Raw genomic sequence first — 24044 nt, 5'->3', positions numbered from 1 at the left:
AACAGCTTAGCGGTCTGAAGTGGTGACCGCTTCACGGTGCCGGACGCACCAGAGCGCCCCTGAGAAACAAGCGCACCGCGAAGCGCACCGATTCCTCGAGTTCCGCCTCATCGATCCGGCCGCCGGCTTGCAGCAGACGCGCCGGCCCGCCGACCACCATGCTGAGGAACACGGCAGCCGCACGTTCGGGACTGCCAACCTCAATCCGGCCGAGTGCGGCATGGCGGCGCAGCAGGGCGGCGAGCAGGATGTTCATGGGCCGGCTGCCCCGTTCGATCGCCCATTCGAAAATCTCGGGGAATCGGTAGGCTTCTGCGTTCAGGATTCGCTGCAGGCGCATGCCCACCGGCGAGACCACATGCGCCAGGCGCATGCGGCCAAGCGCGACCAGAGTCTCCTCAATGTCGTCGCTCTCGATGATCGTCAGCCCCTCGGGCTCGGCGTAGAGCTCGATGGCGCGCTCGACCGCCGCCTTGAAGAGCGCAGTCTTGTCTTCGTAATGCGCATAGAGGGTGCGCTTGCTGGCGCCGACGGCCGCCGCGATCAGCTCGACCGTCGCGCCCTCATAGCCACGCTCCAGGAAGACTTCGAGCGCGCGATCGAGCACCAGCGTGCGCCGCTGCTCGGCCTCGGCCTTGGCCGGGCGCCCGGCGCGGCTGCGCGGCGCGGAACGCAAATCCACCTGCTGCAATGTTTTCTCCTTGCCCCCGGCGGCGCCCACCCATAAGTAGAACCATCAGGTGCTATTATTGAGCAAAGCCCGCAAGAGGCAAGCCGTCACAGGAGATTATGCATGAACACGGCCGTGGATGTCACCTCCAAGGTGGACGCGCTGTTAGAGGTGGCCAGGACGGAGGCCGCATTCGATTACGACATCGCCGAGATGCTGCCCCTGCAGCTCGAGGCGATGAATGAGCGGTTTCAGGACCGGATCGACAAGATCAAACTGCTGCGCAATCGGGCCGAGGCCGGCGGTGTCTCGCAGGTTCGGCAGGCGAGCGACATCGTCCCGCTGCTGTTCGCGCACACGGCGTATAAGAGCTATCCCGAAAGCTGGCTCACCGAACAGAAGTGGGACCGGATGGGCCGCTGGCTCGACACCGTCACCACTGGCCGCGTCGAGCCGATCGACACGTCCGATGTGAACGGGCTCGACGACTGGCTCGGTCGCCTGGAGAGCCAGGGCCACTATGTCTCCTGCTCGAGCGGAACGACCGGCAAGTGCGCGATGATGACCGCAAACGCGCGGGACCTCGAATTCTCCGGCCAGAGCCTGCTGCAGGCGCTGATCTGGGCCGGGCTGAAGCCAAACCAGGATCGCCGCATCGTCGGCATCGGCCAGACCGCTTCCTCGCCGCGGGCCCGGGCGAGCGGCCGGCCGATGATGGAGGCGATCGCCGCCAAGGGCCTGGCTCCTCTCACCCCGAACACGCCGACGATCACCGTCGGTGCCGTCACGGAAATGATCGTGCTGCGCAAGAAGCTGGCCGATGGGATCGCGACGCCCAGCGAAATCGCCCGTTACGAGGCGGAGTCGGCGGCGCGGCAGAAGGCGATGGACTCGGCGATCGAGCAGACGGTCGAGGCGGTCATCGCACACCGCCATGAGAAGCTGCACATCAGCACCATGTTCGCGGCGCTCTACCGCCTGGCCGAGGGGGTGCGCGCCCGCGGTTTTGCCGCCAAGGACTTTCACCCCGAAAACACCGTGTACATGACCGGCGGCCTCAAACGAGCGCAGGTTCCGGCGAACTATCGCGAGGTCATCTCGCAGACGTTCAACCTGTCGCCGCAGAACACCATCATGGGCTACGGCATGCAGGAACTGAACTCCAACGCGCCACGCTGCCGGTGCGGTCGCTACCATATGCCGGCCTGGACCATGCTGCTACTGCTGGACGAGGCCGGGGAGAAGCTGATCGAGCCGCCGAAAACCGGCGAGGTGGAAGGCCGCGCCGCTTTCTTCGACCTGTCGCTTGACGGCCGCTGGGGCGGGGTCATCTCCGGCGACAAGGTCCGCGTCACCTGGGAGCGCTGCGCATGCGGCGCCAGAAGCCCGTCGATCGCCGACGACATCCAGCGTTACGCCGACGGCGCAAGCGGCGACAAGATCGCCTGCGCCGGTGCGATCGACGCTTATGTGCGGGGCGTGTCATGAACCAGATTGCCGACACCGCCGTCAGCGCCCCCTTCTTCATCCAGGGCAAGGTGGTTGAAGGCGCCGACGCCCGCCACCGGTCGCGCGATCTGGACGTGGAGTTCGTGACGCCAGGCCTCGATCTTGACGCCGTCGTCGCGCCCAGGACGCAACCCGGTCCGCTGTTCGATGTGCCGCTGGCGGAGATCATCGACTTCCTGGCCGAGACGGGGCAGCGCATGGATCTCGCCCGGAACCCGTTCCTGCAGGAATGCGTCGACCGAATCGCCATGACCAACGTCATGACGCCGAAGGTCCTCGACGCGAACCTGAAGTTCGCGGCCCACTTCCTCGACAAGAACATCCTGATGGAACATGTCGAGCAGAACTTCGCCGATCCGCGCGTCCTCGACGACTGGAGCCCGCGCATCGACAGCCAGGGCCGGCGGAGCTTCGTGCGTGCCTTTCCGCCGCGGCTGATCCACGTGCTGCCGGGCAATTCGCCCGTCGCGGCCATCCAGTCGATCGCCTTCGGCGCGATGGTGAAGGCGGTGAACCTGTTCAAGATGGGCTCGAGCGACCCCTTCATGGCGGTGGCTTTCCTGCGGACGATGCTGGAGGTTGACCCCGATCATCCGGTGCCGAGGTCGATGTCGGCGGTGTACTGGCGGGGCGGTGACGAGGCGGTCGAGCGGGCGATCTACCGGCCACAATTCTTCGACAAGATCGTCGCCTGGGGCGGCGGTGACGCCATCAGCAATGTCATCAAATATCTGATGCCCGGCCTCCAGCTGGTCTCCTTCGACCCCAAGACCTCAATATCGATGATCGGCGAGGAGGTCTTCGAGTCGGAAGCAACCCTTGACCAGGTCGCCGGCGCGGCCGCCCGCGACGTGGGCATGAGCAACCAGGAAGCCTGCACCTCCAGCCGCTTCATCTTCATCGAAGGCGAGCGCAACAAGGTCGACCGCTTCTGCGAACGGCTGAGCCAGAAGCTGCTGGAACACACCGCCAGCACGAGCAAGGCGCCGGCCCTGCCGCGCGACCTGGCCGAGGAGGTCGAGACGCTGCGGATGATGGACGATGAATTCGGCGTCTGGGGCGTCGCCGACGGGAGCGGGCTGGTGATCCGATCGGACGATCCGGTGGACTTCCACCCTATCGGCAAGACGGCCAATGTGGTCATGGTCCCGTCCCTGAAGCAGGCACTCAGGTTCGTGAACGTGGCGACCCAGACCGTTGGCATCTATCCGCCGGCGCGTCAGGTCGAACTGCGCGACGGCCTGGCGAGCGGGGGCGCGCAGCGGGTGGTCCGGCTGGGCGACGCTGGCGGCATGTCCATAGGCGCGCCGCATGACGCCATGTATCCTATGCATCGCTTCGTTCATTGGATCGTGCACGAGGATGGCCTGGCCGAGTAAGTCCAGGTCTTCGGCCAGGATCCTGGGGCGCTTCTGTCTGCTCTTGCGGGTGAGCCCAGCGGACTCAATAGGAGGTGGCGGGAGTTTGGATGTCGGCGTATATCGCTGATAAAAGTGAATGGTAAGAGGAACCTCAATCGTGCTCGAAATCCGCAAAATCGACAAGGGCGTGGGAGCCGAAGTCATCGGTCTCGACCCGGGCAAGGAATTCGACGACGAAACCCGTCGTCTCCTCAAGGCGGCGTTTTTTGAGAACGGCGCTCTGGTTTTCCGCGACCTCGATATCGATTACGATTTTCAGGACAAGCTCTGCCGCATGCTCATCGACGACGATGGTCCGCCGCCAGCTGAGCGGAGGGATAACTTCTTCGTCTCAAACAAGAAGGAAGACGGCGCGGCGCCATATGGTCGGCTGCTGTTCCATGCCGACATGATGTGGGCCGAGGAGCCGCTCAAGGTGCTTTCGCTTTACGCGACCAATGTCGAGCCCGGCTCCGCAAGCACCTCGGTTGCAAGCGGTGTCTCAGCCTTCGAGCGCCTTCCCGACGATCTGCGCCACCGCGTCGAGGACCTCCACGCTGTGCAGGCCAGCGGTCAGGCATATAATCGCGGCGGCGCAGAGTTGGCCAGTCCGAAGCGCGACCAGGAACGCTCACGCGTGACACCGATCACGCTCCCGCACCCGCGCACGGGTCAGCCCATCCTCTACGTCAGCCAGCAGAACACGCGCGAAATCGTTGAGCTTCCAGGCGACAAAGGCGAAGCGGTGCTGCAGGAACTGTTCGATGAACTCTATGCTCCGGACCGCGTCTATGAGCATGAGTGGCGCAATGGCGACCTGCTGGTCCTGGATAACCTCGCCGTGCAGCATGGTCGCGGCGAGGTCGCGCTGGATGGTCCGACCCGCACGCTGCGCAAGGTCATCGCGCCGATTCCCAAGCTCAAGTACGAGCGCCCCGTTTACGACCGTACCTGAAAGATTTCCAGCGCCGGCATTTTGCGGGCGCTGGAAGTCCGTCGGGGCGGGGCGCCGCACGCTGCACGGAGCGCGCCCGCAGGGCCGCCCCGGGCGAGCATGATCTTCAGGCGGCGGCGGGCGCCGGTTGCCGGCCGCGGATCAGGCGTCCCGGAAGGTTTCCGGTTTCTTTGTCGTCCCGTCGCGTAATTTCGCCGCTGACGATCGTCGCGCGGTAGCCGGTGGTGGGCATGATGACCCGGCCGGCACCGGCAGGCATGTCGTTGACGCGCAACGGCCGGTAGAGCGCGAAATTGTCCATGTCGATCACGTTGAGATCGCCCTTATAGCCGACCTTGATCACGCCGCGGTCGAGCATGCCGGCGGCCACGGCTGGATCAAGGGTGATCATCTTGATTCCTTCGGGCAGCGGGATCGAACGGCCGTGACGCCCCTTGATCCACCGGGTGAGCATATAGGATTGCGCGCTGGCGTCGCAGATCTGCGTCGAGTGGGCGCCGCCATCACCCAGCGCGAGCACGGTGTTCGGATGCTTCATCATCTTTTCGATGGCATCCATCGCCTGATCGATCATCGTGGTCGACGGCAGCATGAACATCGTCAGCCCATCGTCATCGATCAGCCGGTCATAGGCATATTCCTTGGCCGGCACGCCCAGCCGCTCGGCAATGGCGGCCAGGCTGTTTTCCTTGAACGGCTCAAGCTCGGGCTCGACTGCCTTCAGCTCATAGATGCGGTCGAGCATCGTATAGGCTTTCGATGCGCGATGCTCGGTGATCGTGGGAAACTCGTCGAGGATCGCCTTGCGCACTTCAGGTTTCTTCATCTCCGCGACCCGCTCGGGCAACGGCAGATCCGCGATCTTTTGATAGCTCGGGCAGAAGGCCAGCGGATGGCCGGAGACCGAAAGCCCCAGCAGAGTCGTGGTCGGCCGGCTCAGCACTTGGCCGCGAATCTCCAGCCCTTCGGCATTGGCCTTCTCGATCATCTCCATCGTCTTCACATGGCGCTTCAGATTGTCGTCTTTCTGTGTCATCGTGAAGGAGACCGGACAGTCGGCCTCGCGTGCCATGGCTTCGATCAGCGCGAATTCGCCTTCATGATCCGTGAAATCGGTGATCAGCTGGACCGCGCCGCCGCCGCCGCGCTGCACGCCCTTCGCGATGGCGACCAGTTCCTCTTTCGAGGCAGTAAGCCCGGCGGTCTTCCAGCCATCGCGGCTCTGATGATGCGTGGTGCGCGACGTGGAGAAGCCGATCGCACCGGCGCGAACAGCCTCCTCGGTGATACGGCTCATCTCCTCAATCTCTTCGGGCGTTGCCGGTTCGCGATCGATGCCGCGCTGGCCCATTACATACGCGCGGAGCGGGACGTGGCCGATATGCGCGGCGACATCCATGTCCAGGTGACGCGCGGCCACGGCCTCGAGATATTCGGGGAAGGTCCGCCAGTTCCAGGCCAGGCCCGCTTCCATCACTTCCTTGGGGATGTCTTCGACGCCCTCCATGAAGTTCAGCATCGCGGCCCGCGTCTCGGGCTTGCACGGGGCAAAGCCGACGCCGCAATTGCCGATCAGTGCGGTCGTCACGCCATGGTTCGACGACGGCTTCAGATGCGTGTCCCACAGCACGTGCCCGTCATAATGGGTGTGAAGATCGACGAAGCCTGGAGTGACGATGCAACCGGCGGCATCAATCTCTTCCTTGCCGGATCCGCTGACTGTGCCGACCTCGACGATCTTGCCGTCCTTGATCGCGACGTCACCCTTATAGGGTTCCCCGCCGGTACCATCGACAATCAGGCCATTGCGCACGATCAGATCGACGGCGGGGTTAGGCTGAGACATTACTGATTCCTCTCCGATGGACTTTGGAACGCGGGATGTGGGCCGGCATGGGCGCACCTTCCGGGCGCCCATGCGCGATGAACAGGAGCCGCTTCCGGCGCGGACCCGTTCTTCAAACTGAACACCACAATCCGATTCTGAATCGATCCGTATTGCTACGTAGTCTCGACCTGCCGCGATTCAATACGCCGGGAGGGACGTGCCGGGAGCGTCGCGGATCACACCGGGCATGATGAAAAGGTGCCGGCTTCGCATTGGTCGTGGCGGGCGCTGACGCGGATTCCGTCAGCGCCCGAATCTTCTAAGGTCAGAGATCGTCGGATACGTGCCGGCGCTCCTCGACATCGCCACCATCGACGGGCAGAATGGCGCCGGTCGTAAAGCTCGCGGCCGACGACGCCAGAAAGATTGCCGCCTTTGCGACATCTTCCGGCAGGCCGAGGCGGCGCATTCGGGTCGACTGCTCGGCAACAGGGCGAATTGCCGGATTATGCGCGAAAACTTTTTCGAGCGCCGGCGTCACGATCGGGCCAGGTGTGATGCCGTTGACCCGCACGCGCGGGCCGAGATCCGCCGCCATGAGCTTGGTCATCTGTCCCAGTGCGGCCTTCGAGACATAATAAGCGAGATTCCCGCGCGGGGCTTTGGTGGCGCCGGGCGAGAGGATGTTGATGATCGACGCGCCGGGCCGCTTGAGGAGGTGCGGCAAGGCGAGGCGCGCCAGTTCGAAGGTCACCGAAACGATAAGGCGAAAATGCCCCTCAATCTCTTCGACCGTCGTATCGACGAAAGCCGGGGACATCGAGCCGCCGGCATTGTTGACGATAATGTCCAGCCCGCCCAGTTCGGCGACGCAGCGCTCGATCAGCCCCGGCAAACTCGAAAGATCGTTGAGATCACACGGGATGGCGATCGCGTGTCCGCCCTCTGCGCGGATTTCGGCCGCCACCGCGTCGATCTCGGTCGCGGTCCGTGCGGTGAGCGCGACGGCGGCACCCGCCTTCGCGAACCCACGCGCAATGCCTTCGCCGATCCCGCGGCCGCTGCCCGTGACCAGCGCGACTTTGCCCGCAAGCGGAAGTTCGCCGCTCATCGCGAAACCACGCGCTGATCGAGGGCAGGCATGCCCGTGAATGATATGGTGTTTAGCGTACTCATGAGGACGTTTCTCCTATGCTATTCTTCATGACTTGCCCGGGTGATGCCGCCGCGTAGCAGGCGGGTCAAGAAAGCAAGGCAAGAAAACCGCCTCCCTGATCCGGAGCCGTCAGGTCCTGCAAGGGATCGCTGCAATAGCTTAGGCGAGGACCGGGATGGATTGGGATCTCTGTCCGCAATGCCGAAAAATTCGGAAAACGTGAGGGCGCTCACGCCATGCGCGGGATCGTCTGCGGTAAGCCGTATCGCATGTACCGAGTTGCGGAAGCGTAGATGGACAAGCCGGATGACATGGAGGGCGGCATGACGAACGATCGTGTCGCTGTAGAGTCGATCGCCTGCATATTGCGGCATCTGGTCGATCGTGGCGCAATTTCGCTGGATGTTGCGCGGGCAACGATGGCCGACAGTCTTCCCACATTGGGAGATTCGTCGCTTCGGAACCTGTGGGCTGCCGCCACCGAGGCCTTTGCGAGCGGGGATGAGTTGGTTCGCCCGCGATTTTGACGCGCGCGCTGCGCAGGGGGTGGCAGCCTGCGGCTCTCCCGGGTCGAGCCTTCGGAAAGACGGGCGCCGGCGACCCTTGTTGATCGGCGTCAATGTTCCTGTAGTACCGGCGGGTATGATATTCATCCATAATGCGGAGGGTGTGAGTGGCTGACCGGCTTGCGCGCTGGATCGACTATTTCAATATCGACAGGGATACTGAGGTCGTTCTGGCTGCGGCATTACCGCTGATCGAGCCGCGCCTCGATGAGGTTCTCGATATTTTCTACGACAGGATCGATCAGGATGCTGCCGCGTCGGCATTGTTCGATTCACCGAAATCGCGGGAGAGGGCGCGCGCCGCGCAGCGCCATCATTGGCTGAACTATGTGTTACGGGCGCGTTTCGATGAAGAATATCGCCTTGCCGCGCGCGCGATGGGGCGGCGTCACTATGAACTGGGTGTCGACCTGTTGCATTATGTCGGCGCCTATTCGGTGTTCCTCGATCAGCTCAGCCGGCTGGTGGAACAGGCCTGTCAGGATGGCCCCCTCGATCAGCGGCGGACGATGAAGGCGATCAATCAGGTTGCTTTTCTGGATATGGGCCTGTCGATCTCGGTCTATTACGATACCTATGTCGAGGGCCTCGAAACGCTCTCGCAGGAACTGATCTTCAGCCTCGCACGCGCGGGTGAATTTCGCGACAATGATACCGGGCTCCATCTGATGCGAATGAGCATGATGTGCCGGCGGCTGGCACGGGCGATCGGGCAGAGCGATCGCTGGGCCAACAACATGATGATCGCGAGCCGGCTGCATGATGTCGGCAAGATCGGAATCACGGATGGCGTGCTGCTCAAACCAGGGCGGCTCGACGAGGCCGAGCGGGCGATGATGCAGCAGCATGCCTTGATCGGCGGCCAGATCATTCCCGATCACCCGTCGGAGGTGATCGGCATGGCCCGGCGGATCGCGCTCACCCACCATGAGCATTGGGATGGGGCAGGCTATCCGATCGGTCTGCGCGGCGAGGAAATTCCGCTTGAGGGGCGCATTGCCGCGATTTGCGATGTCTATGATGCGCTGCTGTCGCGGCGGCCATATAAGGATTCATGGTCCGTTGAGCAGGCGGAAGCCTATCTGCGGTCCAGCGCGGGCCAGCATTTCGATCCGCAACTGATCGATGCCTTTCTGGCCCTGCGCGGGGAAATGGACGCAATCCGCCAAGCCTATCCGGAGAGCGAAGACAGCAGGGCCGAACGATAAGCGCGGCCAGTTTGGTCGTTCAGGATGCGGGCGCCACGAGGGCGCGGCATTCGCCGAAACCGATCGACACGAAGCCGGAAGCCCGCGCGCTGGCGGAAAGCGTGATCTCGTCGCCATCCTCCAGGAAGGTACGGGTTTCGCCATCGGGCAAGGTCAGCGGCTTCGCGCCGCCGCGGGATAGTTCCATGAGGCTGCCGAATCCATCCTCTGTCGGCGCCGAGAGGGTGCCGGTGCCGATCAGGTCGCCGGGGCTGAGGTTGCAGCCGTTCGATGCATGGTGGGTGACGATTTGCGCGACCGTCCAGTACATTGAGGTGGCGGGGCCATGGCTCAGGCGATGCGGCGCTGCGCCGGAAGCGCGCATTGCCCGCGTGCGGATGTGAACATCGAGATCGATCGCCAGCGCCCCGGATGCCTGGTCGGCCTCATCCCACAGATAGGGCAAGGGCTGCGGATCGCCTTCCGGACGCGGGGGCTGGGCAAGGTGGAATGGGGCGAGCGCTTCGGCCGTCACCACCCAGGGCGAAATGCTGGTCTGGAAGCTTTTCGCCAGGAAGGGCCCGAGCGGCTGATATTCCCAGGCCTGCAGGTCGCGCGCCGACCAGTCGTTGAGCAGGCAATAGCCGGCGATATGCCGTTGTGCCTCGCCGATCGGAAAGGGGCGGCCCAGATCGTTGCCCTGGCCGATCCAGATCCCGAGCTCGAGCTCATAATCGAGCCGCCGGCAGGGGCCGAAACTGGGCACGTCCTCGCTCGGCGGCTTCCGCTGGCCGTTGGGGCGGGTGACGGGCACCCCGGACGGCCGGATCGACGAGGCACGGCCATGATAGCCGATGGGGACATATTTATAGTTGGGCAGCAGCGGATTGTCGGGCCGGAATTGCCGGCCGATATTGTTGGCGTGGTGGATGCCGACATAGAAATCGGTGTAGTCGCCGATCGCCGCCGGAAGATGCATCGTGCAATCGGCCGCCCGGTGCAGGTGCGCGGTGACGGACTCGCGATGCGCGGGATCGCTCAGTATCGCCGAGAGCCTGCGCCGCAAGCCGATCCGCTCGGACGGATCGAGGGCGAACAACAGGTTCAGCGTCGGACCGGAGAGCGCCGCGACATCGGGCATCGCGGCCCGCGCATCGAGGATAAGTTCGCCGATCGCGACGCCGGCGCGCGGTGCCTCGCCCGCCAGGCTGAAGATTCCCCATGGCAGGTTCTGGATCGGAAAATCGGAATGGCCGTCGGCCCCCGGCACCCAGCTCGTGCGGCCGGCATCGTGGGTTTCGTCGATCGGATATGGGGTCATGCGGGAACCTCGGCTTTGGGGAAGCCCACCCAGCAAACGTCATAATCGCTTTGGGCGAGCGGGGTTTCGGTGGCGAAGCGGGTCGGGCGGATGACGAGCCGACTTTCGAACATGAAGGCCATCATGTCGTCGATCCGCTGCGGTTGCAGGTCGGCCGTGATTCCGGTTTGATAGCTCACCCGGTCGGGGCCGTGGCCGGACATCTGATTGTGTAGCGATCCGCCGCCGGGCACGAAGCCGGCGGCCTTGGCATCGTAGCTGCCGAGGATCAGCCCCATATATTCGCTCATCACATTGCGGTGGAACCAGGGCGGGCGGAACGTAGCTTCGGCGACCATCCAACGTGGCGGGAAGATCACGAAGTCGCAATTGGCGGCGCCGGCAATTTCGGACGGAGCCGTCAGCACGGTGAAGATCGACGGGTCGGGATGATCGAAGCTGACCGTATTGATCGTGTTGAAGCGGCGCAGGTCATAGCGAAAAGGTGCCAGATTGCCGTGCCAGGCGACCACGTCGAACGGCGAATGATCGAGCATGGTCGACCATAAGCGCCCCTGGAATTTCTGGACGAGTTCGGTCGGCTCGTCGCGATCCTCATAGGCGGCGGCAGGCGCCTCGAAATCGCGCGGCGAGGCGAGGCCGTTCGATCCGATCGGGCCGAGGTCGGGCAGGCGGAACGGGATGCCGTAATTTTCGCAGATATAGCCCCGCACGGTGCCGTCCGGCAGGTCGACGGAAAAGCGCAGGCCGCGGGGGATGAGGGCGATCTCGAGCGGGCCGACCTCGAGCGGGCCGAGTTCGGTGGTGATCAGGAGGCGACCCTGCTGCGGTACGATCAGCAGTTCGCCATCGGCATTCATGAACGCTCGCCGATCCATCGATCGGTTGGCGGCATAGAGATGCACGGCCATGCCGGTGGCCGAGGCGACATCGCCATTGCCGCCGAAGGTGATGAGGCCATCGATAAAGTCGATTGGCCCAGCCGGCAGCGGCAGCGGATCCCAGCGCAGCCGGTTTGGCGTCGGCGGAACTTCGTCGAACGGCGCGGTGCGGATCAACAGGTTGCGGTCATAGGGCCGGAACGGCGCATGGCTTGCGGTGGGGCGCAGACGATAGAGCCAGCTTCGCCGGCTCTCCGTGCGGGGCGCGGTAAAAGCGGTTCCGGAGAGCTGCTCGGTGTAGAGCCCAAACGGCACATGCTGCGGCGAATTGCGGCCGATCGGAAGCGCGCCGAGGATCGCCTCGGTGGAGAAGTGATTGCCGAAACCGGGCATATATATGGTCAACATGCTTCTTTCTCTTCTCCCTCGCCCCCCTTTAAGGGGAGAGGGTCGGGGAGAGGGCAGAGGAGAAGAGGATCGCGACAGAGCCGGAGAGTGGTCCCACCCTCCCAACCCTCTCCCCCTAAAGGCGGGGAGGGCTTTTCGTCACACCTTCACGACTCCCCTGCGGATTTGATCGAGCTCGATCGACTCGAACAGCGCCTTGAAATTCCCTTCGCCGAAGCCGTCATTGCCCTTGCGCTGGATGATTTCGAAGAAGATCGGGCCGACCATATTCTCGGTAAAGATCTGCAGCAAAATCCCGCCGCCGGCCTCGGGTGCGCCATCGATCAGGATACGGCGTTTGCGCACTTCCTCGATGTCGTGGCCATGGCCGGGCAGGCGCTGGTCGATCATGTCATAATAGCTGTCCGGGCTGTCCTGGAAACGGATGCCGTTGGCGCGCAGCCGATCGACGGTCGCGAAGATGTCATCGGTGGCGAGCGCCAGATGCTGGATGCCTTCGCCCTTATATTCGCGCAAAAACTCCTCGATCTGGCTATGCTCATCCTGGCTCTCGTTGAGCGGAATGCGGATCTTGTCGTCGGGCGCGGTCATCGCGCGGCTGACGAGCGCGGTGGCCTGTCCCTCGATGTCGAAATGGCGGATCTCGCGGAAGTTGAAGATGCGTTCGTAGAAATTCGCCCAATGGTCCATCCGCCCGCGATTCACATTGTGGGTGAGATGATCGAGCGCGCAGATGCCGACCGAGCCCGAATCGCGCACCGCGCCGGGAACGGGGACGAAGTCGACATCGTAAATCTCCTGCGCGCCGTAACGATCGACCAAATAGAGATTCGAGCCGCCGATGCCTTCGATCGCCGGAATGTTGAGCTCCATGGGGCCGACCGGGCCGTGGACCGGGGTCGCGCCGCGCCGCATGGCATCTTCGAAGGCCAGCCGCGCATCGTGGACGCGAAACGCCATCGCATTGGCGGACGGGCCATGGGCGTTGCGGAACAGCGCGGCCTGGCCCTGCGTATCCATGTTGAGCAGGAAGCTGACATCGCCCTGCGCATAGCGGCGGACATTCTTGCTGCGATGATTGGCAAGATGGGTGAAGCCCATCGCTTCGAAGAGGCCGGCCAGCGCATCGGGCTGGGGGCTGGTAAATTCGACGAATTCGAAGCCGTCGAGTCCGAGCGGATTGTCGTGCGGCATGGTCCGGGCTCGCTATATGGTATCAGTTGAAACCAATATCGCGCCTTGCGCAGTTGGTGTCAATTGATACTATGCTGCAATGACCGCCGCAAAACTGCAGCTCGACGAATTTCTGCCCTATCGGTTGTCGATCACGTCGAATCTCGTGAGCGATGCGATCGCGGGCACCTATGAAGCATTGTTCGGCCTCACGATCCCGCAATGGCGCCTGATCGCGGTGATCGCCGAGAATGACGGCATCAGCCAACAGGCGATCGGCGTGAAAACCCGGATGGACAAGGTGACGGTCAGCCGCGCGGCGATCGCTTTAGCGCATCGTGGATTGATAGAGCGCAGCGGAAATCCGGCCGATCGGCGATCGAACCGGCTTGTGCTCAGCGCATCGGGTCGCGCGCTCTACGATCAAGTCGTGCCCAAGGCGCTCGAGCTCGAAACGCGGATTTTCGGGGCGTTCGACCAGGCGACGCTCGATGGCTTCACCGAAATGTTGCGCAGCATCGATCGGATAGCGCTGGACATCGGGGACGACGCGAGCGCCGGGGATCCCACCGCCGACTGATCACATCATGCTGGGATACGGCTGCAAGTCGGTAGCACCTTCTCCATTGCGATCGAAATCGGCCAGCGCGTCGTCGATCGCAGAGAGTGCATCCTTGCGCTGGCAATCGTTGAGTCCCCGCGCTTTGGCGACCGACGCCCGTGCGCGAGCGAGCGACGCGCGGATCGTCTCGCGGAGCCTGCCGCAGGTGGCGAGCGTGCTCCAGTCGGCACCGGGATCGACATGCGCCCCGGTCGTTGCGCAGCGCGCCGCCATATTGGCTCGGGTCGCCTCCATCGAGGTGCGGACGATCTTCGCCACATCGATCCGGGCGATCGCAGCATGCGCTTCGGCGATCGCGCGCTCTCGGGCCGCACGCCCCTGCTCGAGCGCTGCGCTGCGCGCTTCGGCGGCTGCGGTGCGAGCCTGTTCGCGTGCCGCGGCTGCGGCTTCGCGGGCCTGCGTGCGGGCTACTCGGGCCGCGTCGCGCGCCACGCGGGCGGCTTCGTGGACGGCGCGGCGTGTCTCATCGGCATCGCCATGGTCGGCATGGCTATCGCCTGACATCCGCTCGGGGGCAAGAGGCGCTGGCGGTGCGGGAGGGGCCGGCGGGGTCGCCGGTTTTGCGGTTATAGCGGGAGCGGGCGGCACGGGCGGGACCGGGGCGACGGCCGGCAAGGGACGCACCGGGGTTACGGGCGGTGCCGCCGCGAGCGCGAGATGCTCGACATGCGCCGATACCGCGCCGGTCGCGGTCAGCAGCAAACCGCCCGATATGATCGCGGTCGCCACGGTCGAGCCAAGGATGCGGCGCAGCGCGCTCACAGGATGGTGTTGCATCATGCCGATTCTCCGCTTGAGTTGCACCTTGTTGTGAAGTGAGCAGGCCACCGCCGGTGCCGCGCCGCGTGCCGATTTCAAAAGCGCGCTGCCATAGGCCAGCCGGTCACTGCCGCCGGTCTGCGCAAGGACGGTGGCGTCGCAGGCCAGTTCCTGATCGGCGCGGAATGCGCGATAGGCACGGTGCGCGATCGGGTTCCACCAATGCAGTGCCAGTACCGCCAGCCCCGCCAAGTTGGCGGCGAGATCGTGCCGATCGTGGTGCGCGCGTTCGTGCAGCAAGGCGAGCCTTTGCTCCTCCACCGAATAGCGCGTCCGGAAATCGGCGGGGAGCAGGATGCGGCGCCTGACGATGCCGGCGGCGAGCGGCCCTTCGAACTCTTCGCCCAGCAATATCTCGACGCCGCGCTCATTCGCCAGCGTTTTCGCGCCGCGCAGCGACCGGCGCAGGAAGTGGCGGTAACGCAGCAATTGCCAGCTGAACCACAATGCCGCGCCACCCAGCCACAGCGCGATCAGCAGCATCGGAATATAGGACAACATCGACCAGACGGTCTGCGCGGCGGGGGCAATCGCGGGATCGGGAGCGGAAAGGGAGACGCTCCCGATCGCCGCGGCGACAGGGTCGTGCCGAATTGCCAGCGGCACCGCCATGTCCTGCGAGAAGCTGCCGATCGGTGCTGCCGCGGCGATCGGCGAGTGCCAGCCCGGCAGCGGGGGCAGCAGCAGGCGAAGCGCCGGCAGCAGCCACAGGGCATAGGCCGCCTTCGGCCCGAACAGGCGGGCGACCGTCTCACGCGCGACGAGCACCGCCAGCATCAGCGCGGTCGAGGAGAACAGCGCCGGAACCAGCCAGGACATCACCGCCGCAGATCCTTGAGCAATTGCATCAGCTCGGCAATGTCGGCCTCGGACAGGCCATCATGTTCGGCGAGGTGCGCGATCAGCGGCGCCGCGCGGCCGCCGAACAACCGGTCGACCAGTCGCCGCGATTCGCCGGTGACATAGGCGCCGCGATCGACGATCGGCCGGTAGAGATAGCGCCGGCCATCCTCTTCATGCGCAATCGCGCCCTTGGCGAGCAGCCGGGCGAGCATCGTCTTGACGGTACGGTCGCTCCAGTTGCGGGCGGGATCGATCCGCTCGGCGACATCGAGCGCGGTGAGCGGCGCCTGTGTCCAGAGCACCTCCATCACCGCAAGTTCACCGTCGCTGATCCGTTCGGCCATTCCGCACCTTCTGATTACGTCTGTAGTCAATATAGACTACAGACGTAATCGTCAAGCATCGCACCAACGTGGCGCTGCGGATCGTCCCGATGCGGTCGCTATTGCTTCCGGCCAAGCACGAGATGCCCATCCTTTTCACCAATGGCGGTCGATATCGTGAACCGAAACGTTCGGGGGCGCAGCGGCGTGAACTGATCCTCGCGGCCGAGCAGCAGCGGATTGCCAACGGCGAAGCGGTTCCCGCGATGGGCGGTGAGATTGTCGATGCGAAAGCCGATCGTCGCCGCCCGAAGCGGAATCACGGCGCCCAGATCAACCTGCGCATAACCGCCTTGCGGAAGCGACAGCCGGGGGCCGACACCGAGCCGTGAATGGCCGACATAATGTGTGGCCAGTTCGAATTGCGGACCGGTTCTTACGTTGCCCGTCGGATTCCAGACGATATGGAAGTTGCCGCTGGCGGCCGGCGTATCGGGCAGCGGATCGCCAACGGCGCGGACGAAGGCTGGGGCGGGATCGGTCAGCTTGCTGCGATTGATGAAGGCGGCAGCGCCGATCAGCAATGTCCGCGAATAGCGCCAGTCGATCATGGCCTCCAGCCCGCCGATGCGCCCATTGCCCACGTTGGCGGTAAATGGAAAGCCATTCGTGGCCACCAGATCGGCCTGAATATGGTTCCAGCGCGCAAAGGATATCGATGCATGGCCGGACAGGCCGATTCGATCTGCCTTGCCGAACCGCAAACCCGTCTCGACGACCTGGATCTTGTCGAGGTCATAGACGGCCGTGCGGCCGACTCTCGCCGCCACGGCGAGCCCGCCCGTCCGGAATCCCACGCCGTAGCGTCCGAACCAGCTGATATTGGAGGTGATCTGGCCAACGAAACCAAGGGACGGATCGAATCGCGTGCTGCTGTTGCCAGGAATGAAACCGGCGCCATTCAATACGTCGAGCGGCTGGCCATCGGTACGGGCATAGGTCAATCTGCCGCCAACCGTTGCTGAAAAGTGTAGCGGCAACGGAACCGTCGCTTCGCCGAACAGGGCGAAATCCTTGGTGCGATTGTCGACACCCACCAGATCGCGTGGATTTGAAATTGGGCCCAGACTACGATTTTCGGCATTGTGGTTGATGAGCGCTGATGCGCCGACAAACCATGTCAGGCCAGACGGCAGGCTTCGCCAGATCCGGCCTTCGACGCTGAACAGCCGATCATTGCCTGTCTGTTCATAGGCGATGGGATCGGGGCCGGGCCGCCCCGTGGCGTCATACAGGGTGCGGGTGGTGCGATCGGTGGCGCCAAAGGTCAGCAAAAAGTTGGTTCCGCCACCCCCCGCATAGCCGACCGAGGTATAGCCGGCGACGAAGCGATCGTGAAACGGTTGGGCGATAGCCGAACTGCGGGAATCGCCGCGCGCCGAGCTGGTCGCATATTGCAGATCGCGGGCTTCGGACGATTGCAGGAAGGCGCCCACGTCGATCGTCCAAGCCGGCGCGGGTTTCGCCCGCACAGCCAGTCGTCCGCCCGTCGTCAATACACCATTGATATTTTGTAATTTTCTGGTGCTATCATCGATATATCCGCCGTCATTTGCCTGATATCCCACCGCACGTATTGCCATCGTGTCGCTGACAATGGGCAGGTTGATCATCGCCGACAGATCGTGGCTGGGATTGCCGCCTTCGGTCAGCCCGAGGCCCGCGGAGACCGAGCCGGCCCGTTCGTCGAGAGCTGGCAGCCGCGGCGAAACACGCACGATACCACCGATCGCGCCGGCCCCGTACAATGTGCCTTGCGGGCCGATCAGCAATTCGACCTGATCGATATCGTACAGCAGCAGATTGGGGTCGGGGCCGCTGTAGAGCAGCCGCGTCTCGCCAAAATAGCTGCCGATCGTCGATTGGGTCGGCCCGGCGAAACTGCTGTCGGCGATGCCGCGCAAAAACAGCTTGTCGCGACCCGGCCCCAATGCGGTGCTCTGGATGATGGGCAATCTCGAACCCAGATCGTTCAGAGTCCGGGCCTCGCCCAGTGCGCCGTCTTGCGGATCGAGCGCGACGACGACCGCCGACCCCGCCAGCCGATCGAGAGGAATGCCTCTCTTGCTCGAAATAACCACAATTTCCGGCGGCGATTCGGATATCCCGGACGGTGCCGGCCCGGATGCGGTTTGGGGCCGCGACGCGCTGCGCCTGATCGCGAGGATGCGGAAAGTCTGGGGACGCAGCTCATTGGCCTCGAAGCCGCTATTTTCGAGCAGCCGGGCCAGTGCCCTGGCTGTCGTCATCCGCCCGGAAACGCCGCGTGTCGTCAGCTTTTGCAGCCTGGCGTCGCTGAACCCGATATTGGCGCGCGCCTGATCGCCCGCGACGATCAGGGCCCGTTCGAGCGGGCCAGCCGGAATGGCGAAATCATGCACTTCCGCTGCCGATGCGGGGACGGCCCAGGTCGCAGCAATCAGGAGGCAGGCGATCGGCCTAATATGCACCGTCGCCGTCCGCTGTCAGCGTCCATCCGCCGACAATGCGTTGCGCCCGGGTGCCCGTCAGCGCCGCCAACGCCGCCACGAGCTCGACCTCGCCATGATCGCTGCGCAACGTTCCGGACAGGCGGCGCTCGCTGAGCGCGGGCGCGACATGGATCGATGTGCCTGCGATGCGTGCGGCATCCTGCGCCACATCGATCAGCGCGGCATTCCGGAATTCGATTCTGTCGCGCTGCCATCCGCCGACGCTGTCCGTGGGCACGACGCGAATCACGGCTCGCGCGGCCTTGCGAACGACCAGCTGCATGCCTGGCTTCAGTGCGATCGCTTCGCGTTGCGGTTGAAACAGCACGCCGCCCTCAGCCACCGCAACATCAAGACGATCGCCTTCGCGAATGACGTCGAACACGGTGCCGATATCCTGCAAGACGGTCGATCCGCTTTCGACGCGGAATGGCGCGCGCGGATCATGGCGTATGTGGAATGTCGCCTCGCCCCGCTCGACAATCGCAAAGCGCGGGTTAGTTCGGTCGAGGGTCACGCGGCTGTCGCGATTGATATCGATCCTGCTGCCATCGGCCAGCGTGATGCTTCGCGGCGCTGCCCGATCGGTTTCGACCGCATAGCGGATCGTTTCGGCGGATTGCTGCAGAAACAGCGATGCACTCCCGATACCGAGCACAGCCAGGATCATGGCCGCGGCCAGCGCCATCCGAAGGAATGGCTGGCGTGACGCGACGGGTTGATCGTCATTGTCAGCCTTGAGCGGCTGGGTCAGCAGCGAATCGTCGAGCGCGATCCGATCATAGACATCGCGATGCACCGAATCCGCCTCCAGCCACAGCACGAATTGGTGCCATGCCTGCTCATCGGCCTGCGGGAGCCGAAGGTGCCAGTCGATGGCCTGGCGGATTGCCTCGCGGCGATCATCGATCATCGGTCATCGCTTTCGGATCGCCGCGATCTGCCGCCGTTTCGGCGGGATCGATTCCATGAATCGCGCGATAAGCGCGCTGCAGATGCTTTTCGACGGCGCTCACGCTGATGCCCAGCGTCTCCCCGATCAGCTTGCGGCCGAGGCCTTCATAACGATAGTCGCGAAAGATCCGCGCCGTGCGTTCGGGCAGCTGGCTAAGCACTGTATCGATCTGCGCCAGGCGCTGGCTGTGGATCGCCGTCCATTCGGCGGACGGGGCGTGGGAGTCGGTCACGTGAATGTCGCTCCAGTCGCTTTCCCGCTTCAGGCGGGCAAGCGTGGCACGACGACGATCAAGCGCCAGATTGTTGGCGATCCGAAACAGGTAGGCGCCGGGCTCGGCGATAGGGCCGGATGTCGCATGATCGAGCTTCAGCCACATATCCTGGAGAATTTCCTCGGCATCGTCGATGCTGCCCAGGCGCGCGCGCAACAAGCGCAGCAGCATCGGGCGCTCGTTCAGGAAATGCGCCTTCAGCCCATTCGCACCGAAGCCCTTCTGCGCATCGTAGCGCCCCATGCCAACGCCTCCCCAACGCGTTCCCATGCCAATGCCTGCAAGAGGACCGTGGTGGGAGCAAGCCATCATAGAGTGACCGAAGGATAAAGAAAATTCGGGCCTGAAAATAAAATTGCCGGAATAATGCCCAATCCGATGGGCATATTCCGGGAGGGCGACGTCATGCAGACATGAGCGAAGCATTGAAGAAGATTCTGGCAGAGGATGCCTTTGTGGCGATCGAGCCTGGCGTTGCCATGCCGGTCCCGTTGTCGCTGCAACATGCGGGTCCCACCCTTCAGTTGATCGACGGTGACCGTAATCCCGCGAAGCCGCGATCGATCCTGATCGCGCTGCATGATTTTTCGTTGGGTGGAACCGAACGTATCGCCGTCCGGCTTGCCAACGAATGGGCGAAAATCGGGGCGGCGGTCACGGTTTTCGCCGGCGCGGCCGAAGGGCCGCTGCTGACGATGCTGAATCCGATGGTTGCGATCGCCCGCCCCGCAACGCCGATCATGCGCGGCCGGGGTTCGCAATGGCGACTGGCGGCGGCGGTCGCGCGCCAAATCGCGCGGGACCCTGTCGACGGATGTTTCGTGCCCGGTAATTATCACTGGCCGGTGGCGGCGGTCGTTTCGCGGCTGCCTTTGTCGATTCGGCCGGTGGTCATCGCACAGATCAGCGCGGCCCTGCGAAAGGGGCAGCGCGGCCCGATCCGCCAGTTTCTCTATGATGTGCGAATGCGCAAGCTGCTCGGCAATGTCGACGCTACGGTGGCGCTGTGCGATCCGGCCCGGCGCCAGGCCGATCATATCATCGGAGCGCGGCGGACGACGACGATCATGCTGCCCGCGCTCGATGGCGGCGTCGCTCGACCGAGTGCGCCGGCTGCCGCGAACCAGCGGATCGTCGCCGCGGGGCGGCTCGTGCCTGAAAAGGGCTTCGACACGCTCATCCGGGCCTTCGCGCTGATGACAGCGGGGGAGCGCAATCCGGCGGCAGAACTGGTTATCGTCGGCGAGGGGCCGGACCGTGTCCGCCTGACCGCGCTCGCGATCGATCTGGGCGTTTCCGATCGCGTTTATATGCCGGGCTATGTGCCGTGCATCCGTCCGTGGCTCGATGCGAGTCGGCTGTTCGTGCTGTCGTCGCGTTTCGAAGGATTTCCGGCGGTCATGGTGGAGGCGCTCGCCGCCGGCCGGCCGATCGTCGCCACGGACTGTACGCCCGCGACCACCGAATTGTTGCCGAATTTTACCGCTGGCCGGGTCGTTCCGATCGACGATGCAGCGGAGATGGCCAGGGCGATCGCCGCGATGCTCGCTGCGGCGCCCAGCGATCCGGTCCGCCTCGCGGCCAGCGTCGACGGATACCGCCTCGAGCCGGTCGCACAGCAATATCTCGACCTGCTTGATCGGCTCGATACGGCCCGCTGGGCGAGTGCGCGGGTTTAGGCGCGGAGGCGCCGCGCCAACTTTTTGGCCTCGCGCGCGATTTCGATCGAAAGGCCGTGCGCCGACAATTCTGTCCGCTTGACATCGACCAGCGAGACGTCCCCCGCCGCGGACAGGGTGTGCAATCCTTCGACAAAGGGTGCGAGTGCGCCAGGGGGCGTGATGGCCGTGCCTTCACGCATGTGGACGCGGCTTGTCGAAAGTTCGTCGAACCAGAGTGGGCGGATCGCGCCGCCATAGGTCGCCGAACAATCCTGCACCGGCAGCATTACCCGGCCGTCGATGATCTGCGCCGTGCCGCCGGGCCGCGAGCTCGCGCGGTCGACGCGCACGGGATTGCCCGGATGCGGGCGCCAGGGGCCGGCCAGGCGCTCGGCAAAGGCGATGTGCAGGGCCGACATCTTATCGGCCTCGCGGGAGGCCGATGTGTAGAACAGCCACCACAGGCCGTCGTGGAAGATCGGCGTTGCGTCGACCGGCACATGATCGAGGCCGACGATATGTGCGGCCTCCCAGCGATGCGGGAACTCCACGGCCCGATACAAGGTCGATCGGTTCGATCGGTGCGCTTCGGGCAGCATCCACGTCTCGCCCTCCGCCTCGATGATGATCGGATAGGACAGGTGCCAAGGCTCGCTGAGGGCCGGCGCGCGGCCCAGCAGCGCGAAGTCACGCGAATAGGTTAGCACCTCGATCGCGCCGATCCGCACGCGATAGTCATAGGTTTCGACGAAGACATGCAGCCGGTCGTCGCGCCAGATGCCGAACGGATCGGCCAGGAAGCAAAACGATCCCATGGGCGGCAGCCAGTGCGATCGAAAACCGTCGATGGTGCCGCGCGCAACAATCTGGGCCGGTGTGGCTTCGACGATCAACGGGCGCCAGATATCCTTGCGTAAGCCCAAGCGCGTCTCCCATGCCCCGTGGCGGCCCCCTGCCATAGGCAGGCCGCGGGCTTCTATAAAGGCATCTTGTTCGTCTTTTCCGCGGCACTGCGATGGGCATAGCCGTGCCAGGCGAAGATCGCGGCGGCGCCGCGATGCGGCCGCCATGGTTCGGCGACCGTCCTCAGTGCGCGTTCGGTGGGGCGCTCGGGGAGATCGAGCATCCGGCCGATCTCGATCTGCACGGCCAGATCGCCCGCGGGCCAGATATCGCCGCGCCCCTCGGCGAACAGCAGGTAAATCTCGGCCGACCAGCGCCCGACGCCCTTGACCGCCGTCAGCGCGGCGATCGCCTCCTCGTCGTCGGCGGGCAGCGCGTCGAGGTCCAGCGTTCCCGACGCGACATGCTCGGCCAGGCTTTTCGCATAGCTCACCTTCTGGCGGGATAGCCCCGCCGTCCGCAGCAGCTCGTCCGGCGCGGCAGCGACGGCAGCCGGATCGAGGCCGGATCCCACCGCGGCCTCAAGCTTGGCCCAGATCGAGGCTGCCGCGGCGACGCTCACTTGCTGGCCGACGATCGTGCGGAGCATCGTCTGATATCCGGGTGCGCGAATGCGCGGCTCGGGATATCCGGCCCGGTCCAGCGCTCGCGCAAAGGCCGGTTCGATGTCGGCCAGCGCATCGAGGCAAAGGCGAATGCGTTCGGCGGAAAGTGCCATTCGGGCTCCGGTCTTGATTTCACCGCCCCGGCAAGACATAGCCGCGGCGATTCTGTTTTTGTCGGGGAGTGGGTTAATGCCGAAATTGGTGGTCGTCACGCGCGAGGGCGACGAATCGGTGTTCGAGGCCGATACCGGTCTTTCGGTGATGGAAATCATCCGGGATAATGGCGTCGATGAGCTGCTGGCGCTATGCGGTGGTTGCTGCTCCTGCGCGACCTGCCATGTCTATGTCGATCCCGCCTTCGCGGCGATCCTCCCCGAGATGAGCGACGACGAGAATGATCTGCTCGATAGCAGCGATCATCGCAACGATACGTCGCGGCTTTCGTGCCAGCTTCAGATGACCGACGAACTCGACGGTCTGATCGTCACGATCGCGCCTGAGGATTGATGAATCGGCGGGCCTGAGGTGATTTCAAGCCGGATGGAATCGTCTGGCGGCTCGGAAATCACGGCAGCACAAGAACGCCCGCCGTCCCCCTTGCCGAATTATCCGCGGGTTGCGATCGCGTAGAGCGCGATCGCGGCCGCATTCGAGATGTTCAGACTTTCCACCAGTGGACTGATCGGCAGCTTTGCCAGCTCATCGCAATGCGACTCGGTATTCTGGCGCATGCCCTCGCCTTCGGCACCCAGCACGATCGCGATGCGGCCCTCGCCCATCACCTGTTGCAACGTGCCCTTGGCATGGCCGGTCATCCCGATCCGCCAGAATCCCGCCTCGGCGATTTCATCGAGCGCGCGCGCCAGATTGACGACGCGAACCCATGGCACAACTTCGAGTGCGCCCGATGCGGATCGGGCGAGCGCCCCCGATTCGGGCGGCGAATGGCGATCCTGGGTGATGATGCCCAGCGCATTGAACGCAGCCGCCGAGCGCAGCACCGCGCCGACATTATGCGGATCGGTCACCTGATCGAGGATGATGAGCGGCCGGCGATCGTCGCGGCCCTTGTCCAGCAGATCGCCCAGCCAGATATCGGGCAGCGGATCGACTTCGATCACGAGCCCCTGATGCGGCGCGTCCTGCGGCACTAGCCGGCCGAGATCGGCGACATCGGCATAGGTCGTCTGAAGCAGCGGCGGGAGCGCCAGCGCCGCCAGCGCCTCGCGCGTCCCCCAGATGCGTCGCACGACCCGATCGGGATTGGCGAGCGCGGCTGTGACGGCATGGCGGCCCCAGAAACGGGGTTTGCCGGGGGCGGATTGGGATGGTCGATGGCCTTTGCGCATGGCCGGAGCCTTTTCCACGCCAGCCTGTTTCGCGCAAGTCGCGTGATGCCGATCAACTTTCGCGCACGCTGCCGTTGACAGGCGGATTGCGATTGGCCATTGGAC

General features: G+C 64.3%; 22 protein-coding genes. 8 read left to right on the top strand and 14 right to left on the bottom strand.

The features are described from left to right. Positions 1–31: 31 nt before the first annotated feature. Positions 32–682, bottom strand: coding sequence for a TetR/AcrR family transcriptional regulator (locus tag BLS13_RS03890; RefSeq protein WP_256325703.1), 651 nt, complete (start codon positions 680–682; stop codon positions 32–34). Positions 683–793: 111 nt separating this feature from the next. Between BLS13_RS03890 and BLS13_RS03885 the strand changes: the two genes are divergently transcribed. The 3 genes from BLS13_RS03885 to BLS13_RS03875 all read left to right on the top strand — a co-directional run bounded on the left by BLS13_RS03885 (position 794) and on the right by BLS13_RS03875 (position 4534). Continuing rightward, entirely contained in the window at positions 794–2158 is a 1365-nt protein-coding gene (locus tag BLS13_RS03885; RefSeq protein ID WP_218123227.1) for a hypothetical protein, read from the top strand. Beyond that, positions 2155–3558, top strand: coding sequence for an acyl-CoA reductase (locus BLS13_RS03880; RefSeq protein ID WP_093449941.1), 1404 nt, complete (start codon positions 2155–2157; stop codon positions 3556–3558). Before BLS13_RS03885 ends, BLS13_RS03880 begins: the two co-directional genes overlap by 4 nt. Before the next feature lie 139 nt (positions 3559–3697). Next, complete coding sequence (locus BLS13_RS03875) at positions 3698–4534, top strand: TauD/TfdA dioxygenase family protein (RefSeq protein ID WP_176943423.1); 837 nt, start codon at positions 3698–3700, stop codon at positions 4532–4534. Between the two features lie 106 nt (positions 4535–4640). Here the strand turns inward: BLS13_RS03875 and BLS13_RS03870 are convergent, their stop codons facing one another. Then, positions 4641–6452, bottom strand: a complete 1812-nt coding sequence (locus BLS13_RS03870; protein WP_093449938.1) for an N-acyl-D-amino-acid deacylase family protein — start codon at positions 6450–6452, stop codon at positions 4641–4643. A 235-nt stretch (positions 6453–6687) separates the two neighbouring features. Continuing rightward, positions 6688–7473: an SDR family NAD(P)-dependent oxidoreductase gene (locus BLS13_RS03865; RefSeq protein WP_093449937.1), complete on the bottom strand. Its 786-nt coding sequence runs from the start codon at positions 7471–7473 to the stop codon at positions 6688–6690. Positions 7474–7811: 338 nt separating this feature from the next. On the opposite strand from BLS13_RS03865, the gene BLS13_RS03860 reads away from it, so the two are divergent. Further along, positions 7812–8045 (top strand): hypothetical protein, encoded by a 234-nt coding sequence (locus BLS13_RS03860; RefSeq protein ID WP_093449935.1) that lies wholly within the window; start codon positions 7812–7814, stop codon positions 8043–8045. A gap of 146 nt (positions 8046–8191) precedes the next feature. Then, positions 8192–9292, top strand: coding sequence for an HD domain-containing phosphohydrolase (locus tag BLS13_RS03855; protein ID WP_093449934.1), 1101 nt, complete (start codon positions 8192–8194; stop codon positions 9290–9292). A gap of 19 nt (positions 9293–9311) precedes the next feature. Here BLS13_RS03855 and fahA read toward each other — a convergent pair whose 3' ends face one another. From fahA to hppD, 3 genes are all read right to left on the bottom strand, one after another. Further along, on the bottom strand, positions 9312–10592 hold the full coding sequence (gene fahA, locus BLS13_RS03850; RefSeq protein WP_093449932.1) for a fumarylacetoacetase: 1281 nt from the start codon (positions 10590–10592) through the stop codon (positions 9312–9314). Then, positions 10589–11866, bottom strand: a complete 1278-nt coding sequence (gene hmgA / locus BLS13_RS03845) for a homogentisate 1,2-dioxygenase (protein WP_093450153.1) — start codon at positions 11864–11866, stop codon at positions 10589–10591. The genes fahA and hmgA overlap by 4 nt, the downstream gene beginning before the upstream one ends. Positions 11867–12019: 153 nt before the next feature. Continuing rightward, positions 12020–13075, bottom strand: coding sequence for a 4-hydroxyphenylpyruvate dioxygenase (gene hppD, locus BLS13_RS03840; RefSeq protein WP_093449931.1), 1056 nt, complete (start codon positions 13073–13075; stop codon positions 12020–12022). 79 nt (positions 13076–13154) lie between these two features. On the opposite strand from hppD, the gene BLS13_RS03835 reads away from it, so the two are divergent. Then, positions 13155–13634 (top strand): MarR family winged helix-turn-helix transcriptional regulator, encoded by a 480-nt coding sequence (locus BLS13_RS03835; protein WP_093449929.1) that lies wholly within the window; start codon positions 13155–13157, stop codon positions 13632–13634. On the opposite strand, the gene BLS13_RS03830 is transcribed toward BLS13_RS03835, so the two are convergent. The 5 genes from BLS13_RS03830 to BLS13_RS03810 form a co-directional block, all read right to left on the bottom strand. Next, positions 13635–15314, bottom strand: coding sequence for a M56 family metallopeptidase (locus BLS13_RS03830; protein WP_093449928.1), 1680 nt, complete (start codon positions 15312–15314; stop codon positions 13635–13637). It abuts the gene before it with no gap. Then, positions 15314–15682 carry a BlaI/MecI/CopY family transcriptional regulator gene (locus tag BLS13_RS03825; protein WP_093449926.1) on the bottom strand — a complete coding sequence of 123 codons (369 nt, stop codon included), beginning with the start codon at positions 15680–15682 and terminating at the stop codon, positions 15314–15316. Before BLS13_RS03825 ends, BLS13_RS03830 begins: the two co-directional genes overlap by 1 nt. Before the next feature lie 98 nt (positions 15683–15780). After that, positions 15781–18171: a TonB-dependent receptor gene (locus BLS13_RS03820; protein ID WP_093449925.1), complete on the bottom strand. Its 2391-nt coding sequence runs from the start codon at positions 18169–18171 to the stop codon at positions 15781–15783. After that, positions 18161–19105 (bottom strand): FecR family protein, encoded by a 945-nt coding sequence (locus BLS13_RS03815; protein WP_093449923.1) that lies wholly within the window; start codon positions 19103–19105, stop codon positions 18161–18163. Before BLS13_RS03815 ends, BLS13_RS03820 begins: the two co-directional genes overlap by 11 nt. Continuing rightward, the gene (locus tag BLS13_RS03810) at positions 19095–19664 is read right to left on the bottom strand and encodes an RNA polymerase sigma factor (protein WP_093449921.1); all 570 of its coding nucleotides are present in this window, start codon (positions 19662–19664) and stop codon (positions 19095–19097) included. Before BLS13_RS03810 ends, BLS13_RS03815 begins: the two co-directional genes overlap by 11 nt. A gap of 170 nt (positions 19665–19834) precedes the next feature. On the opposite strand from BLS13_RS03810, the gene BLS13_RS03805 reads away from it, so the two are divergent. After that, positions 19835–21100, top strand: coding sequence for a glycosyltransferase (locus BLS13_RS03805; protein ID WP_093449920.1), 1266 nt, complete (start codon positions 19835–19837; stop codon positions 21098–21100). Here the strand turns inward: BLS13_RS03805 and BLS13_RS03800 are convergent. Continuing rightward, positions 21097–22005 carry a glucosamine inositolphosphorylceramide transferase family protein gene (locus tag BLS13_RS03800; protein WP_093450152.1) on the bottom strand — a complete coding sequence of 303 codons (909 nt, stop codon included), beginning with the start codon at positions 22003–22005 and terminating at the stop codon, positions 21097–21099. The genes BLS13_RS03805 and BLS13_RS03800 overlap by 4 nt on opposite strands. 53 nt (positions 22006–22058) lie before the next feature. Then, the gene (locus tag BLS13_RS03795) at positions 22059–22703 is read right to left on the bottom strand and encodes a DNA-3-methyladenine glycosylase family protein (protein ID WP_093449918.1); all 645 of its coding nucleotides are present in this window, start codon (positions 22701–22703) and stop codon (positions 22059–22061) included. 76 nt (positions 22704–22779) lie between these two features. Between BLS13_RS03795 and BLS13_RS03790 the strand changes: the two genes are divergently transcribed. After that, on the top strand, positions 22780–23097 hold the full coding sequence (locus BLS13_RS03790) for a 2Fe-2S iron-sulfur cluster-binding protein (protein ID WP_093449917.1): 318 nt from the start codon (positions 22780–22782) through the stop codon (positions 23095–23097). A 98-nt stretch (positions 23098–23195) separates the two neighbouring features. Here BLS13_RS03790 and rlmB read toward each other — a convergent pair whose 3' ends face one another. Then, entirely contained in the window at positions 23196–23939 is a 744-nt protein-coding gene (gene rlmB, locus BLS13_RS03785; RefSeq protein ID WP_093449915.1) for a 23S rRNA (guanosine(2251)-2'-O)-methyltransferase RlmB, read from the bottom strand. Between the last annotated feature and the right edge of the window lie 105 nt (positions 23940–24044).

The sequence above is a fragment of the Sphingomonas sp. YR710 genome (assembly GCF_900101455.1).
Taxonomy (GTDB): Bacteria; Pseudomonadota; Alphaproteobacteria; order Sphingomonadales; family Sphingomonadaceae; genus Rhizorhabdus.
Note: the sequence above shows the minus strand (reverse complement) of the source record. Positions and strands in the feature narration are given on the sequence as shown.